Source organism: Streptomyces sp. CBMA29 (genome assembly GCF_014596445.1).
GTDB lineage: Bacteria > Actinomycetota > Actinomycetes > Streptomycetales > Streptomycetaceae > Actinacidiphila.
In genome coordinates this window covers 80,471-95,641 of sequence record NZ_MECL01000220.1, presented here as the reverse complement: position 1 = coordinate 95,641, position 15,171 = coordinate 80,471, and the positions used below count along the sequence as shown (strand labels likewise).

The 15,171-nt window shown below is 72.2% G+C and carries 11 protein-coding genes; 7 read left to right on the top strand and 4 right to left on the bottom strand.

Annotated features, from left to right (window positions below; translation table 11 throughout):
* Positions 1-224 precede the first annotated feature (224 nt).
* Together BGM09_RS29735 and BGM09_RS29730 are read left to right on the top strand one after the other, a co-directional pair.
* A complete protein-coding gene (locus BGM09_RS29735) occupies positions 225-1,583 on the top strand; it encodes a GAF domain-containing SpoIIE family protein phosphatase (RefSeq protein ID WP_317452946.1) in 1,359 nt (452 codons plus the stop codon).
* A 467-nt stretch (positions 1,584-2,050) separates the two neighbouring features.
* On the top strand, positions 2,051-4,342 hold the full coding sequence (locus BGM09_RS29730) for an FG-GAP repeat domain-containing protein (RefSeq protein WP_188284810.1): 2,292 nt from the start codon (positions 2,051-2,053) through the stop codon (positions 4,340-4,342).
* Between the two features lie 209 nt (positions 4,343-4,551).
* Here BGM09_RS29730 and BGM09_RS29725 read toward each other — a convergent pair whose 3' ends face one another.
* The gene (locus tag BGM09_RS29725; protein WP_411158382.1) at positions 4,552-5,664 is read right to left on the bottom strand and encodes a glycoside hydrolase family 43 protein; all 1,113 of its coding nucleotides are present in this window, start codon (positions 5,662-5,664) and stop codon (positions 4,552-4,554) included.
* A gap of 296 nt (positions 5,665-5,960) precedes the next feature.
* Here BGM09_RS29725 and BGM09_RS29720 point away from each other — a divergent pair, with 296 nt between their 5' ends.
* The gene (locus BGM09_RS29720) at positions 5,961-8,024 is read left to right on the top strand and encodes a phosphocholine-specific phospholipase C (protein WP_188284808.1); all 2,064 of its coding nucleotides are present in this window, start codon (positions 5,961-5,963) and stop codon (positions 8,022-8,024) included.
* A gap of 37 nt (positions 8,025-8,061) precedes the next feature.
* Here BGM09_RS29720 and BGM09_RS29715 read toward each other — a convergent pair whose 3' ends face one another.
* From BGM09_RS29715 to BGM09_RS29705, 3 genes are read right to left on the bottom strand one after another with little or no spacing between them, the layout of a single operon-like run.
* Entirely contained in the window at positions 8,062-8,457 is a 396-nt protein-coding gene (locus BGM09_RS29715; protein ID WP_188284807.1) for a GNAT family N-acetyltransferase, read from the bottom strand.
* Entirely contained in the window at positions 8,454-9,719 is a 1,266-nt protein-coding gene (locus BGM09_RS29710) for a sensor histidine kinase (RefSeq protein ID WP_188284806.1), read from the bottom strand. Before BGM09_RS29710 ends, BGM09_RS29715 begins: the two co-directional genes overlap by 4 nt.
* Entirely contained in the window at positions 9,710-10,372 is a 663-nt protein-coding gene (locus BGM09_RS29705; RefSeq protein WP_188284805.1) for a response regulator transcription factor, read from the bottom strand. The genes BGM09_RS29710 and BGM09_RS29705 overlap by 10 nt, the downstream gene beginning before the upstream one ends.
* A 702-nt stretch (positions 10,373-11,074) precedes the next feature.
* Between BGM09_RS29705 and BGM09_RS29700 the strand changes: the two genes are divergently transcribed.
* The 4 genes from BGM09_RS29700 to BGM09_RS29685 all read left to right on the top strand — a co-directional run bounded on the left by BGM09_RS29700 (position 11,075) and on the right by BGM09_RS29685 (position 15,061).
* Positions 11,075-12,355: an ABC transporter permease gene (locus BGM09_RS29700; RefSeq protein WP_188284804.1), complete on the top strand. Its 1,281-nt coding sequence runs from the start codon at positions 11,075-11,077 to the stop codon at positions 12,353-12,355.
* 107 nt (positions 12,356-12,462) lie between these two features.
* A complete protein-coding gene (locus BGM09_RS29695; protein ID WP_188284803.1) occupies positions 12,463-13,839 on the top strand; it encodes an ABC transporter permease in 1,377 nt (458 codons plus the stop codon).
* A 6-nt stretch (positions 13,840-13,845) separates the two neighbouring features.
* Complete coding sequence (locus BGM09_RS29690) at positions 13,846-14,664, top strand: ABC transporter ATP-binding protein (protein ID WP_188284802.1); 819 nt, start codon at positions 13,846-13,848, stop codon at positions 14,662-14,664.
* A gap of 31 nt (positions 14,665-14,695) precedes the next feature.
* Positions 14,696-15,061 (top strand): immunity 51 family protein, encoded by a 366-nt coding sequence (locus tag BGM09_RS29685; RefSeq protein ID WP_188284801.1) that lies wholly within the window; start codon positions 14,696-14,698, stop codon positions 15,059-15,061.
* Positions 15,062-15,171 lie beyond the last annotated feature (110 nt).

Below are 15,171 nucleotides of genomic sequence, written 5' to 3'. Positions count from 1 at the left end.
GTCACCGCGGACCGCACCCGCGAAAGCCGCCAGGATCCGGTCGCCGACGCCGTAGCGGGCCGTCCGCCCGCGCGACCCGGGCCCGCGCGCCCCGGGGGGGCGGGCCCTCATACTGGATGCGGGACGGAAGTTCGGATCATTGTGGCAGGAAGCTGACAAGGGCCCGGAACGCGTGGTTGGCTGGCGCGCGAAAAACGCCGTCTGACGGAACGGGCAGGGTTGTGGTGGCGGGAGCGAGAGAGTATCCGGGCGGCGTACGGGCGGACGGGTTGCCGGCCGTACTGTCCGACCCGGCCCGGCTGGCGGCGCTCGACGCCAGCGGCATGGTCGGCTCCACCCCGGAGCGGGTCTTCGACGATCTGACCAGGCTGGCGGTGTCGGTGACCGGCGCCGCGATCTCCGCGATCACCTTCGTCGGCGAGTCCCGTACGTACTGGAAGTCGGTCTCGCACCTGCCCTACGGGGACGTGGAGAGCTGGCAGAACGAGGTGGGCGACAGCTTCTGCTACTTCGCCGTCGGCGCGAACGGGCCGTTCGTGGTGGAGGACGCGGAGAAGGACCCGCGGACGGCGGGGCATCCGGCGATCGGGCCGTGGAGCGTGGGCGCGTGGGCCGGGTTCCCGATCATGACCACCGACGGCCAGGCGATCGGCACCATGTGCGTGATCGACGCCGGCCCGCGGGTGTGGACGCTGCGGGAGCTGGAGACGATGTCGGTCCTGGCGCGGGCGGTGTCCAACGAGATCAACGTGCGGATGTCGCTCGACCGCGTGCACACCGCGCTCCAGACCGCCGAGAACGCGCTGTCGACCGCGCAGGGCGCGCTGGCCGCCTCCCGCGAACTGGCCCGCAGCCTCCAGGACAGCCTGCTGCCCCCGGTCCTGCGCCCGGTGCCGGGCGTGGACGCCGCCGCCCTGTACATCCCGGCCAGCGGCGACATCAGTGTGGTGGGCGACTTCTACGACCTGTTCCAGGCCCGCGGGGCATGGTGGACCGCCGTCATGGGCGATGTGTGCGGCAAGGGCACCGAGGCGGCCAAGGTGACCGCCCTGGCCCGCTACACCCTGCGCGCGGACGCCGGTGAGCACCTGTCGCCCGCGGTGGTGCTCGACCGGCTGAACACCGCCATGCTCGCGCAGGGCGCCCCCCGCTTCCTGACCGCCGTCCAGACCACCTTCCGTACCACCGGGTCCGGGGTGTCGGGGCGGCTGTGCCTGGCGGGGCACCCGCCCGCCCTGATCCGCCGCGCCGACGGCCGCGTCCGGCAGACCGGCGCCTCCGGCACCCTCCTCGGCGTGGTCGACCCCGTACGCCTGACCAACGTCCGCTTCCGGCTGGCCCCCGGCGACCTGCTCCTGCTCTACACCGACGGCGCCTGCGAGGCGCGGCCCGACCCGCGCGGCGCGGGGCCGCGCCAGCCGATGTTCGACGAGGCCGCCCTCGCCCGTACCCTCGCCGACACCCACGCCATGGACGCCGCCGCGACCATCGCGCACATCGCCGACACGCTCGGCGACTACCACGGCGGCTGGGCCAGCGACGACACCGCACTGCTCGCGCTGCGCGTCCCGCCACGCACCTGACCGGGCCCCCGCGTGCTCCCGCGTGCTCCCGAGCGGTGACGTTCCCGAGCGGTGTCCCCAGCCTGTGGACCGGCCGCGGCGCGGCTCGGGGAAGCCCGGGGCGGCCGTGCGGGGTGTGCGGGGTGTGCGGGGTGTGCGGACGATGACGCGGTCTGCGCGTTCGTGTCGGAAAACCCTGAGACGGATGTGGCAAACTACCCGGCACCGCAGGGGGCGGTCGCGGGCACGGGCGGATACGCCTGGCCGATCCCACGGCCGGGCGGGCCCCACAAGTCGGCATGGGTGCCGAGTCCACGGGCACCCGGACGAGCCGCGTACGGAGGGGACTTCCGGACAGGGACGCGCGAACGCGCCGCGAACGGCTGCGCCGTGCCCGCGGGCAACGCGTCAGGTCCCGCTGCGGAGGACATGAGGAGAACGCAACAGCCCCGTGCACGGGGGCTGTTGCCGGAGGGAGGGGACGCGTCATGAAAAGGAAGCGCACGCTCAAACACGCCCGGCGGCTTGCCGTGGCGAGCACAGTGGGGCTCGCCCTGCTCACCGCGCTGGTGAGTTCGGAGCAGACGGCGGCGGCAGACACAGGACCCGCGACGCACCACGTATCGACACCGGGCTGGAAAGCGACGTTGTCAGGCGCGACCGCCGCGGATTCGCTGCAATCGGTGACGTCGGTGGATGCCGACCATGCGTGGGCGTCCGGCAGGGGGCGCGACGGCAACGGCGTTATCATGCGCTGGGACGGGCAGGCGTGGTCGGCGGTCACGGACCCCGCGCTGCCGCAGGTCGACTCGTGGTCGGCGGTCAGCGCGGCATCGGCGGACGACGTGTGGGCCTACGGTTCCAAGCCGACGTTCTCCGCCGGGACGCAGTATCTGGCCCACTTCGACGGGACGCGCTGGGAGGTCGTACCGACCGCCGGTGCTTTCGACCGGACCTGGATCGAGGTGCCGATCAAGGCCGTCCCCGGCAGGCTCTTCAAGGGCGGAAACGCCCTTTACACCTACAGCGACGGTGCCTGGCAGACCTTCGCGCTCCCGGCAGGCGTGGACATCCGCGGCATCGACGCACTGTCCGCGAACGACGCCTACGCGACGGGAATGCAGTTCCCCGTGGAAGGCGGCCACCCGGTGGCGTACCACTGGGACGGGACGACCTGGACGCTGATGCCCCAGCCGCCGGCGCCGGCGGTCGTCACCATGGCAGCGGTGGCCGCGGTGTCCCCGGACAACGTCTACATGGCCGGATGGGGCTATTCCCCGGGCGCCGGACCAACCCTCACGCACGTCGAGCGCTGGGACGGTTCGGCATGGCACGACGTCACCGGGGATCTGTCCGAGTACCTCGTCGAGGCCATCCGGCCGGACGGACACGGCGGATTGTGGGCGGTCGGCGAGGACGATACGTCGGTGCGCGCCGACCCCGTCTTCTGGCACTACGACGGCACCGCCTGGACGAAGCAACTCGGCGCGACCGTGACCGATGCCGACTATCCGTCCTACGCGTTCCATGACATCGCGCCAGTCAACGGCAGCCGGTTCCTCGCGGTCGGCGAGTATCCGGGACCGGTGGAGGGCCCGTCCGATCCCACATACTCGCGCGGCCTGATCGAACAGACCCAGAGCGCCATCGACCTGACGGTCACCGACCTTGCGGCGTCGTCCACGGCGACACACACGGTAGCCGTCCACGCCGAGAGCCCTGGTCGGCTCACCATCGCGTTCCGCCCGGCGGAAGGCCAGCCCGACTGGACCGAGGCCGCGGTCGACATCAAGGTCGCGTCGGTGAGCGGCGGGCCGCAGGGCGCCTGCGCCCACGCCGGGGGACCGGTCAACAACGCGGCCGAGGCCGTGTCGTGCGACCTGCCCGCCGGTGACCACACCCTGACCTATGCCCTGGCGGCCGGTGCGGACGTCGATGCCTGGAAGATCGTGACGGACGTCCGCTTCAAGGCGTCCGACGCGGGCGACGCCAGTCCGGAAGCCACGGTCGGCTTCGACGTCGACAGCCCGTCTGCCGTCCCGGTCAACAGCCGCCTCCTCGCGCGCGACGCGCAGGGGACGCTGTGGCGTTACGACGGTACGGGGAAGGCCACAGGGCCGTACCAGCCGCGGGTGGCCGTCGGTGGCGGCTGGCAGGGATACACCGCGATCACTGCGCTGTCGCGCCTGACCGTGCACGGGTCGGGTGACCTGGTCGCCCGTGACGCAAGCGGCGTGCTCTGGTACTACCGCGGCGGCGGGGACGCCCACCCGTTCACGGCTCGCGTGAAGGTCGGGGCGGGGTGGAACACGTACAACGCGCTGATCGGTGCGGGTGATCTGACCGGTGACGGCAAGGCCGATCTGATCGCCCGCGACGCGTCCGGCGCGCTGTGGCTCTACGAGGGCCGCGGCGACGGCACCTTCGCACCGCGCACGAAGATCGGGCCCGGCTGGAACATCTTCAACTCGCTGACCGCGGTGGGCGACATCACCGGTGACGGCAGGGCCGACTTCCTGGCGCGGGACGCCGACGGCGCGCTGTGGCTCTACCGGGGCCGCGGCGACGGCACCTTCGCACCGCGCACGAAGATCGGACCCGGCTGGAACATCTTCACGGCGATGGCCGGCGCGGGTGACCTCACCAGCGACGGCAAGCCCGACCTCGTGGCCCGCGACGCGTCCGGCGCGCTCTGGCTCTACGAGGGCCGCGGCGACGGCACCTTCGCGCCGCGTACGACGATCGGATCCGGCTGGAACACCTACAACAGCCTGATCTGACACGGCGCTTGCCGTCCGGTCCACGGACTCGTCCGCCCCAGCCAGCCGGCTCTCCGGCATCGGGGCGGACGAGTTCGTCCGTTGACACCATCTCGAAGGTGTCCCTCGGTCACGGGTGCCGTCGGAGCGTGGTGCGGGGCCGGGGACCGGGTCCCGGCGGGGCGCACGCCGGGGCCGCGGGACCGGCGGGGTCGCGGGATCGGCGGGGGTTATTCGAAGAACTTCAGGCTGAAGCCGGTGTCGGAGGCGGGGCCGGGGACGTTGGCGCGGGAGTACGTGGTGTTGCCCCACCAGCAGAAGGTGCCGGTGAACCAGTAGCGGTTGGACCAGGAGTAGGGGGTGCCCTTGGGGACGGCGGTGAACACGAGGGGGAAGCGGGGGCCGGCGGGCGGGCTGGTGCCGATGTCGCCGTTGAGGAGGACGAAGCTGTGGGAGCCGGGGCCGTCAACGTGGAGGGTGGGGTCCCAGCCGGACATCATGGTGGCGGCGTGGGCGCCGAAGAGGCAGCCGTTGGACTTGTACCAGTCCCAGACGTACGTCGGGTCACCGCCGGAGCGCAGCCGCAGATCGGCCATGCAGTACTGGTCGCTCCAGCTCCCGTTGGCCGAATAGACGATGTGGAGCTGGCCGTTGGGGTCCTTGATGGCGGCGGGCGCCTCGTTGATGTACGGGTTGCCGACGACGCGCTCCCAGCTCTCGCGCGGCTGGGAGATGATGTAGCGCGCGCCGGTCGGCGCGGTGGGGCTGCTCATCCGGACGATGTACAGGTTCTGTTCGACGTTCGTGTCGCCCGACCAGCCCGACCAGACGAACCAGCGCTGCCCGTTGAAGGTGAAGAGATTCCCGTCGATGGCCCATTTGTCGTTGGGCAGGGCGAGTTGGGTCTCGGCGCCGTAGCCGCTGTCGGCGGTCGCCGAGCTGATGACGTACATCCGGTGCGCGGCGCCGGCGCCCGACGTGAAGTAGATGTAGTAACGGCCGCCGTCCACGACGATCTCCGGGGCCCACACCTCACCGCGGCCCTTGGTGTCCGACCAGACCTTGCGGGAAGCCGCCGCGCCGAGGGCGTCTGGCGACGACGCCTTCCGTACGGCGATGCCGCCGCCCGACGTCTCGGCCGAGATGTACGTGCCGCCGACCCGGATCACGCTCGGGTCGGCGTTGTGGATGGCGGTCTGGGACGCCTGGGCGGGCGCGGGACTCACCAGCACGGCCAGCAGGGCCAGTACGGCGGCGAGCGCGCCGAAGAGGGTGGCGGTGGCGGCGCGCGCACCCGCCGTACTGGCCCTGCTGGCCGTGCCGTGGAGACTTCGCAGAAGCATCATCGTCGCGTCCCGTCCTCGGCCCGACTCCACCGCTTCCGCACAGGAGTCAACATCAGCGGAAGCACATTCCCACAGGATCCCGAGGAGCCGTGAACATGTCAATCACCCTGTGCGTCACGGCTTCCCGGTGAAAGAAGGCCGGAACACGCGTCCGTCCGCGCCCCATTGACACCATCCGCCCCGGATCACCATCATGTGCACGCCACACGTGTTCGCGTATGCCGCAAATGCCCCCTCCGCACACACCACCGCGCACGCGGGCCCGCCCCCACCGGACCGTCAGGAGAAACCCCGTGCCCAACGTCGACCGCCGAAGGTTTCTGCAACTCGCCGGAGCCACCGCCGCCGCGTCCGTCCTCACCGGCGGCATCGCCAAGGCCGCCTCGATCCCGGCCGCCGCGGGAACCGGCACCCTCCAGGACGTCGAGCACATCGTCGTCCTGATGCAGGAGAACCGCTCCTTCGACCACTACTTCGGCACCCTGCGCGGCGTACGCGGCTTCGGCGACCCCCGCCCGGCCACCCTCCCCAGCGGCAAGTCCGTCTTCCACCAGGCCGACTCCGCCGGACACGAGACGCTCCCCTTCCGGCCGAACATCGACAACCTCGGCCTCCAGTTCCTCCGCGACCTCGACCACAGTTGGTACGGCACCCACCAGGCGTGGAACGGCGGCGCCTACGACCGCTGGATCCCGGCCAAGACCACCACGACGATGGCGCACCTCACCCGCCAGGACATCCCGTACCACTACGCGCTCGCCGACGCGTTCACCATCTGCGACGCCTACCACTGCTCGATGCTCAGTTCCACCGACCCCAACCGGTACTACATGTACACGGGTTACTCAGGCAACGACGGCAAGGGCGGCGGCCCGGTGCTGGGCAACGAGGAAGCCGGGTACGGCTGGACCACCTTCCCCGAGATCCTGGAGCAGGCGGGCATCTCCTGGAAGGTCTACCAGGACACCGGCACCGGCCTGAACCCCGGCGGCGGCTGGGGCTGGACGAGCGACCCCTTCATCGGCAACTACGGCGACAACTCCCTGCTGTACTTCAACCAGTACCGCAACGCCCAGTCCGGCAGCGCCCTGTACGACAAGGCCCGCACCGGCACCTCGGCCCGCAACGGCGACGGCTACTTCGACCGGCTCAGGGCCGACGTCGTGGGCGGCAAACTCCCCCAGGTCTCCTGGATCGCCGCCCCCGAGGCGTTCTGCGAACACCCCAACTGGCCCGCCAATTACGGTGCTTGGTACGTCTCCCAGGTGCTGGACGCACTCACCGCCGACCCCGACGTGTGGAGCCGTACGGCCGTCTTCCTCACGTACGACGAGAACGACGGCTTCTTCGACCACGTCGTGCCGCCCTTCCCGCCCGCCTCCGCCGCCCGCGGGCTGTCCACCGCCGACGTCACCCAGGACCTCTACACCGGCGGGCTCTCCGGTTACGCGGCCGGGCCGTACGGGCTCGGACCGCGCGTGCCGATGATGGTGCTCTCGCCCTGGAGCACGGGCGGCTGGGTGTGCTCGCAGACCTTCGACCACACCTCGATCGTGCAGTTCATCGAGAAGCGGTTCGGCGTGCGCAACCCGAACGTCTCGCCCTGGCGCCGCGCGGTCTGCGGCGACCTCACCGCCGCCTTCGACTTCACCCGCAGCAACGCCGCCGCGCCCGCGCTCCCCGGCACCGGCGGCTACGTACCGCCGAACCACAACAACCCCGGCGACTACGTCCCCACCCCGCCCGCCACCGGCGCCGTCCCGCGCCAGGAACCGGGCCTGCGCAACGCCCGCCCGCTGCCGTACGACCTGGCCGCCGACACCCAACCCGCGGGCGGCCGCTTCCAGTTCACCTTCCGCAACTTCGGCACGGCGGGCGCCGCCTTCCTCGTCACCTCAGCGGTCCGCTCCGACGGCCCCTGGCCGTACACCGTCGAGGCGGGCAAGTCCCTCGTCGACACCTGGCTGATGCCCGCCGCCTCCGACCGCTACGACTTCTCCGTCTACGGCCCCAACGGCTTCCTGCGCCGCATGGCCGGCACCGCGGGCTCCGTCGGCCCCGAGGTGACCGCCCGCCACACCCCCGCCACCGGCCAGGTCACCCTCGTCTTCAGCAACCCCTCCAGCGCCCCCGTCACCTTCAACGCCACCGACGCCTACGCCCCCACCGCCCACTACAGCTACACCGTCGCCGCCGGCGCCTCCCGCACCGTCCCCGCCTGGGGCGTCCCCGCCGGCAACCACTGGTACGACATCACCGTCACCACCACCACCGACCCCGCCTACCTCCGCCGCCTCGCCGCCCACGTAGAAACCGGCACCCCCAGCACCAGCGACCCCGCAACAGCGACAACCTGAGGGCCCGCGGGCCCGGCTGAGCCCAACTGGGCCCGATTCACAGGGCGATCAGGCCCGCTGGGGTGGGGCGGAAGCCGCAGGTGTCGAGGTAGAAGGGGCGGAGGTGGGGCTCGAAGTCGACGTGGAGCCATTCGCAGTGGGCGGCGCGGGCGTGGTGGGCGGCGGTCGCGACGAGGCGGGCGCCGACGCCCTTCGTGCGGTGGGGGCGGGAGACGACGGTGTCCAGGACGAAGGCGTGGGCGCCGCCGTCCCAGATGACGTTGACGAAGCCGATGAGGCGGGTGTCGTCGTGGGCGCAGACCCAGCCGAGGCTGTGGCGTTCGAGGCGGGCGCGCCAGTCGGTGCGGTCGGGCGGGCCGCCGAAGCCGTCGGCGTGAAGGGAGTTGAGCGCGTCGTTGTCCACGTCGCCGCGCCACTCGTAGGTGATCGTCACGCCGCGATCGTACGGTCGGGGCGGGCGAAGGTGACGGTGACGGCCAGGCCGCCGGGGCGGGTGGGGCGAGCGGTGAGGGTGGCGTGGTGGGCGGTGGCGATGGAGCGGACGATCGCGAGGCCGAGTCCGTGGCCGGACGGGGTTGAGGCGGTGGTGCGGTCGGGGGCGAGACGGCGGAAGGGCTCGAAGAGGTCGGGCACGCGGTCGGCGGGCACCGGGTCGCCGGTGTTGGTGACCGTGAGGGTGTCGGCGGTGAGGACGAGGGAGACGGCGCCGCCGGGGTGGTTGTACTGGACGGCGTTGCGGATCAGGTTGAGCAGGAGGTGCCGCAGCAGGACCGGGTCGCCCTCGACGCGCAGCGGCCGGTCGGCGGTCAGGGTGAGCCGGACGTCCCTCTCCTGCGCCAAGTGGCTCAGCTCGCCGGTCAGTTGACGCGCCAGCGGTACGAGGTCGACCTGCTCGGTACGTTCGAGGCCGCGGTCGCCGCGGGCGAGCAGCAGCAGCGCGTCGATCAGCCGCTCGGCGTCCCGGTTGACGGTGAGGAGGTCGTCGCGCACGTCGGCGAGGCCGTCGGGGAGCGGGTCGGCGAGGCCGACTTCGAGGCTGGTGCGCTGGACGGCCAGCGGGGTGCGCAGTTCGTGGGAGGCGTTGGCGACGAAGCGGCGCTGGCTCTCGAAGGACTTCTCCAGCCGGTCGAGCATCGTGTCGAACGTGTCGGCCAGGCGCTGGAGTTCGTCGGCCGGACCGCTCAACGCCAGGCGTTCGTGCAGATTCTGCTCGCTGATCCGGCGGGCGGCGTCCGTCACGGCCGCGACCGGGCGCAGCGCCCGCCCCGCGAGCCACCAGCCGGTGGCGGCGGCCAGCACCGTCACGAGCACCAGGCCGATCGCCGACCACAGGATCATCTGGTGCAGCGCCGCGTCCTGTACGGCGCCCACGGTCCAGTGCAGCGCCCGGATCGAGATGCCGTCGCCGGAGCCGCCGGTGTCACCGGAGCCGCCAGTGGTGCCAGTGGTTCCAGCGTCACCGTGGGGCACGACGGGTCCGGTACGGCCAGTGGGGGCGTACGGCGCGGCGTCCGTCGGTCCCCCGGTGTCGCGGCTGACCTCGATGCCCTGCACCTGCCGCGTCGTCCCGTAACGCGCCAGCACCACGACGAACGCCAGCAGCGCCGTCCCCGAGAGGAGGAAGAGCCCGGCGAAGGCGGCGGCCAGCCGGGCGCGGAACGTCAAGTGCGGGCGCGGGGGCCTGATCAGCGGCACAGCCGGTACCCCTCACCGGCGTCCGCCACGATCACGTCGGGCGCGCCGAGCTTGCCGCGCAGACGGCTGACGGTGGCGCGCACGGCGCTGGTCCGCGGGTCCAGGTGCTCGTCCCAGACGGACCGCACCAACTCCTCCTGCGTCACGGCCTCGCCGCCCGCGCCGACCAGCGCGTGCAGCACCGCGAACTCCTTCGGCGTCAGCTCGACCGCCCGCCCGTCGATCCGGGCCTCGCGCCTGGCGGCGTCCACCGTGATGCCCTCGTACGCCACCACGACCGGCGGCGGCTTCGGCGCCCGGCGGCTCAACGCCCTGATCCGCGCCACCAGTTCGGCGAAGTCGAACGGCTTGGCCAGATAGTCGTCCGCCCCGAGCCGCTCCAGCCCGTACACCCTGTCCTCGACCCCGCCCGCCGCCGTCAGCATCAAGATCCGGGGCGGCGCCGCCATCCCCCGCACCCGCCGGCACACCTCGTCCCCGCTCAGCACCGGCAGATCCCGGTCGAGCACGAGCACGTCGTACTCCGTGACCCCGCACATCCGCTCGGCCGCGTCCCCCGACACCGCCAGATCCACCGCCATCGACTGCCGCCGCAGACCGGTCACGATCGTCCGGCCCAACACGTGATGATCCTCGGCCACCAGAACTCTCATGGAGGTCAGGGAAGCACGGGGGGACGTACGCGGAGATAAACGTCCTCCGGACGGGCCGGACGAAACGGCGGGCCGGATCCCCTACGCGGTACGCACCGCCGACGGCGACCTGCGGGGCGCGGGCACCGGAGCCCGACCGCCCTAAGCGCGACGCGATACGTGCGACCGTTGGCCGCCTGCCGGACGCGACCCGCCGGGTCACCACCGCGCCAGACCGGCCGGCCGTCCGCCGTACACGGAGATATGCGTCCTCCGCACGAAACGGCGGGCCGGGCCCCCTACGCGGTACGCACCGCCGACGTCGGGGGTACACCGCCTGCGGCGACCTGCGCGGGCTCGGGAGCCCGAGCGCCGTAAGCGTGACCGTGACGCGGTACGTGCGGCCGGTGGCCGCCTGCCGGACGCGACCAGACCGGGCGACCGCCTGCCGGACGTCGACAGCGGGCCCCCGCCGTACGCCGTGCGCGCGGCACTCTGCGACACAGGGCCAGAGGCGACACGCGACCGGGCCGACCGCCCGCCGGACGTCGGCGGCGGGAACCCGGCGTACGCGGTGCGCGGGAGCACTCCCGGCGGGGTGCCAACGGGTCGGGGGCACCGGCGGCCTCGAGCCGGGTACGGCGGCGGCGCTCTCACCTGGGGGCTTATCCGAACGTAACCGGGTTTATGCCGCTGCGCGGGGGCGGGTGGTGTGCTCGGCGCATGAATTTCGTCAAGCGGGCAGCGTTCAGTCTGGTGGCCAGGGCGGGGAAGGCCGCGCTGTTGCTGGGCGTGTTCGGGGTGATCTGCACGCTGCTGCTCGGGGGGTTCCTGCTCAGGGGGGCGACGGAGCGGCGGGAGGCCGAGACGCAGCGGCGGGTGGGGGTGGACGTCACCGTGCGCGGGGACCGGCTGACCTCGGCGGTCGTCAGGCGGCTGGGGACGTATCCGCTGGTCGAGCGGTACAACGAGCTGCTGCGCACGGTGACGGTCCCGCCGCCGGGCCTGGCGGCCGTAGTGCCGGACGGGGTGCCGGACGGGACGCCGGTGGGCGGCGGCACGGACGGGCTCACACTGAACGGCGTCCGCGCGTCGGAAACGCTCCTCGACTTCGCCACCGGCCGGGTCCGTGTCGTCGCGGGCCGGGGCATCACCGTGGCGGACGCCCGCCGCAAGGTGATCCTCCTCGAACGGCGGCTGGCCGCGAAGCACGGGATCACGGTGGGCGACACCGTCGAGCTGGGCGGCGCGGGCGGGCGGCGGGAGCCGTTCGAGGTCGTGGGGCTCTACCGGGACACGCGCCAGGACCCGCCGCAATGGGTGTCCGCCGCCGACCTGGGCGCGAACCAGGTGTACGTGCCGGTCGCCGCCGTCACCGCGCTCGGGCTCGGGGCGAAGCCGACGGAGGCGGTCTTCACGATCGGTTCGCCCGACCGGGCGGAACGGCTGCACGCGGAGGCGGTACGGTTGCTGGGCCCGAAGGGGTTCCGCTTCGACGTCAACGACAAGGCGTACCGCGACCAGGTGCTGCCGCTGCGGCGGGTCGCGGCGTTCGCGGGGGCGCTGGTCTGGCTGATCGCGCTGTGCGGCGCGGCGATCCTCGGGCTGGTCGTCCTGCTGACGGTCAAGGAGCGGCGGGCCGAACTGGGCATGCTGCTGGCGCTGGGCGAGCGGAAGTGGAAACTCATCGGCCAGCACACCGTCGAGGTGACCGTACTGCTGCTGCCCGCGCTCGGGGTGGCCGCGCTGGCCGGGCAGTCCCTCGCGCACCGGGCGGGCGAGACGCTGCTGGCCCGCGAGCAGTACGGCGGCGCCGCGTCCGACAAAGGCGGCACGCCCGCCGCGCCCGCCGACACCCTCGCCGCACCCGACATCCGCATGAGCGCGGGCGACCTCGGCAAGGTCGCCGGAATCGGCCTCGGCATCGCGCTCGTCTCCACGGTCCTGCCCGGCGTCGGAATCCTGCGCCTGCACCCCCGCTCGATCCTCACCGACACCGAATAGCCGCGCTACGACAAGCGCCACGCCCATCCGCACCGGTCGAACCACCAACGACCGCCCACCACCCACCACCGCCCACCGCCCACCGACCCCCCAAGAGGCCGACTGTCATGAACTTCGTCAAACGCGCGGGCCTGAGCCTGTGGTCCCGCAAGGGGAAGACCCTGATCACCCTGGGCACCTTCCTCGTCGTCTCCGCCATGGTGCTCGGCGGCGTCCTCATCAAGTCCGGCACCGCGCGAGCGACGGAAGCCGCCAAGCAGCGGCTCGGCGCCGAGGTCACGCTCGGGGCGGACCCGGACGCGCCGTTCACCGGGCAGGCGCCGACCATCGGCGCGGACGTCGTGGACCGGATCGGCGCGTCCCCGCTGGTGGAGAAGTACACGTACAACTCCTTCGACGGCACGCGGCTGTTGAACGGCGCGAGAACCGCCACCGGCAAACCCCTCGGCCCGGACTACCCCGCCAACTCGACACTCGCCTTCGGCGTCCTGGACTCGACGCTGATGCCGCACTTCAGCGACGGCACCTGGAAGTTGCTGTCGGGACAGCCGATCACGGCGGCCGACCGCGCGCACGACAGCGTCCTCGTCGAGGAGCGGCTGGCGAAGAAGAACGGCCTCGCGCCCGGCGACACGCTCACGCTCGGCGAGAACGACCCGAAGGGCAAGCGCAAGGCCGTCTTCACCGTGAAGGGCGTCTACCGCGACCCCTCCGACACCGTCGACAGCGAGTACGGCATCGCGCCCGGCGACCGGCTGATCGTCCCGGCCGCCGCGCTGAGCAGGCTCAACTCCGACGGCGGCGGCGGAGCGCCGCAACTCCAGGGCGCCACCTTCCGGTTGAAGGACCCGGCGACGTACGACGCCTTCCGCGCGCAGGCGAAGCGGACGGCAGGAGACGCGCTGCACGGCCTCGCCTTCGACCTCAACGACAAGGCGCTGCGGCAGATGACCGGCCCGCTGCGGAGCGTCACGTCCTCCGCGACGGCGGCGATGTGGCTGATCGGGGTCGCCGGGGCGCTCGTCCTCGGCCTGCTCGCCACCCTCGCGGTCCGGCAGCGGCGCAAGGAGTTCGGCGTGCTGCTGGCGATGGGCGAGAAGAAGTGGAAGCTCGTCGCCCAGCAGGCCGTGGAGATCACCGTGGCCGCCGCCCTCGCCGTCGGGCTCAGCGCGCTGTTCGCCCAGAGCCTGACGCAGAAGGCGGGCGACTCGCTGCTCAGCGGCGAAGCGGCCTCCGCCCAGCGGAAGATCGACGCCTGGCAGCCGCCGCCCCCCGGCTCCACCGGCCTCAAGGAAGGCATCGACATGAACGACAAGCCGGTCGAGGGCGCCGTTCCCGTCGACTCGATCACGGTACGGCTGTCGCCGTCCGACCTCGCCACCGTCGCGGGCGTCGGCCTCGGCATCGGCCTGCTCGCCACCGCCATACCCGGCGCCGCCGTACTCCGGCTCACCCCGCGCACGATCCTCACGAAGGGCAAGTGACCTCATATGAAACGGAATTCGGGCGCCTCACGGACTCCGCGCGCGTCTCAGGACGCGACGGCCTCGGCCGACGCCACCCCCGACGCCACCCCCGACGCCATCCCCACCGCTCCCACCGCCACCCCCACCGCTCCTCCCCCTCCCCCCGTCCTCCAGCTCTCCGCCGTCAGCCACACCTACCAGGGCCAGCGGCGCAGAACCACCGTGCTCCGGCAGATCGACGTGTCCTTCGAGCGGGGCACGTTCTCCACCATCCTCGGCCCCTCGGGCAGCGGCAAGACGACCCTCCTCAGCCTCGCCAGCGGCCTGGACAGCCCCACCGGGGGCACCGTCCGCTTCGACGGACGGGACATCGCGTCCATCGGCCTCGGCCGCTACCGCAACAAGCACGCCGCCACGGTCTTCCAGCAGTACAACCTGCTGCCGTACATGACGGCCCTTCAGAACGTCGTCACCGCGATGGAGATCACCGGTGCCAGACCCGCCACCGGGCGGCGCAAGGCCCGCGCGCTGGACATCCTGGCCGGCGTCGGCCTCGACCCCGACGCCGCGCACCGCAATGTGCTCAGGCTCTCCGGCGGGCAGCAGCAGCGCGTCGCCATCGCGCGGGCCCTCGCCTGCGACGTCGACATCCTCTTCGCCGACGAACCCACGGGGAACCTCGACGAGGACACCGCCGACAGCATCATCGACATCTTCCGCGACCTGGCGCACCTCCAGCACAAGTGCGTCATCGTCGTCACCCACAGCCAGACCCTCGCCGCCCGCTCCGACCGCACCCTCACCCTCCGCAAGGGCAAAGTCACCACGACCCGGGCCGCCTGAGCCTGTCAGTGGCCCCCTATAGCGTCAGCCCATGACCAACACCTCACCCACCTCACCTCTCGATCCGCTGACATTCTTCGAGTACGACCACAACCCCGGCAACTACTGCCTGCTGCTCAGCGACACGCACATGGTCCCCGTCATGGACGTCTTCGAGGAGTGCGCGCAGGACGGCAACGGATACGGCTGGGCGGGCGTCGCCCGCTCGGCCATCCGCTCCCGCGCGCCCGAACTCCTCGACCGCGTCTCCTTCGACCCCGAAGCGGGCATGTTCGTCGCCTACGGCACGGACCCCGAAGCGCTCCAGGCCCTGGGCGCCCTGCTCAAGGAGGCCCTGACCGACAAGGCGGTCCTCAAGCACCTGATAGAGACCGGCGATCCGGACTGGTTCGACTGAACCCGGCGCGGGCGCGGTACCCGCCCACCCCGCGAGACGAACCACCGCGTCCGCGTCAAGAAGTCGTATGAGACGTGTAAATTGGTCGCTGGTGTGCCGGGAAGTCTGGT

What these genes read in the sequence shown, in the direction of transcription:
- BGM09_RS29730 (WP_188284810.1), top strand. Translation starts at nt 2,051, where the DNA reads ATGAAAAGGAAGCGCACGCTCAAACACGCCCGGCGGCTTGCCGTGGCG.
- BGM09_RS29725 (WP_411158382.1), bottom strand. Translation starts at nt 5,664, where the DNA reads ATGCTTCTGCGAAGTCTCCACGGCACGGCCAGCAGGGCCAGTACGGCG.
- BGM09_RS29705 (WP_188284805.1), bottom strand. Translation starts at nt 10,372, where the DNA reads ATGAGAGTTCTGGTGGCCGAGGATCATCACGTGTTGGGCCGGACGATC.
- BGM09_RS29700 (WP_188284804.1), top strand. Translation starts at nt 11,075, where the DNA reads ATGAATTTCGTCAAGCGGGCAGCGTTCAGTCTGGTGGCCAGGGCGGGG.
- BGM09_RS29695 (WP_188284803.1), top strand. Translation starts at nt 12,463, where the DNA reads ATGAACTTCGTCAAACGCGCGGGCCTGAGCCTGTGGTCCCGCAAGGGG.
- BGM09_RS29690 (WP_188284802.1), top strand. Translation starts at nt 13,846, where the DNA reads ATGAAACGGAATTCGGGCGCCTCACGGACTCCGCGCGCGTCTCAGGAC.
- BGM09_RS29685 (WP_188284801.1), top strand. Translation starts at nt 14,696, where the DNA reads ATGACCAACACCTCACCCACCTCACCTCTCGATCCGCTGACATTCTTC.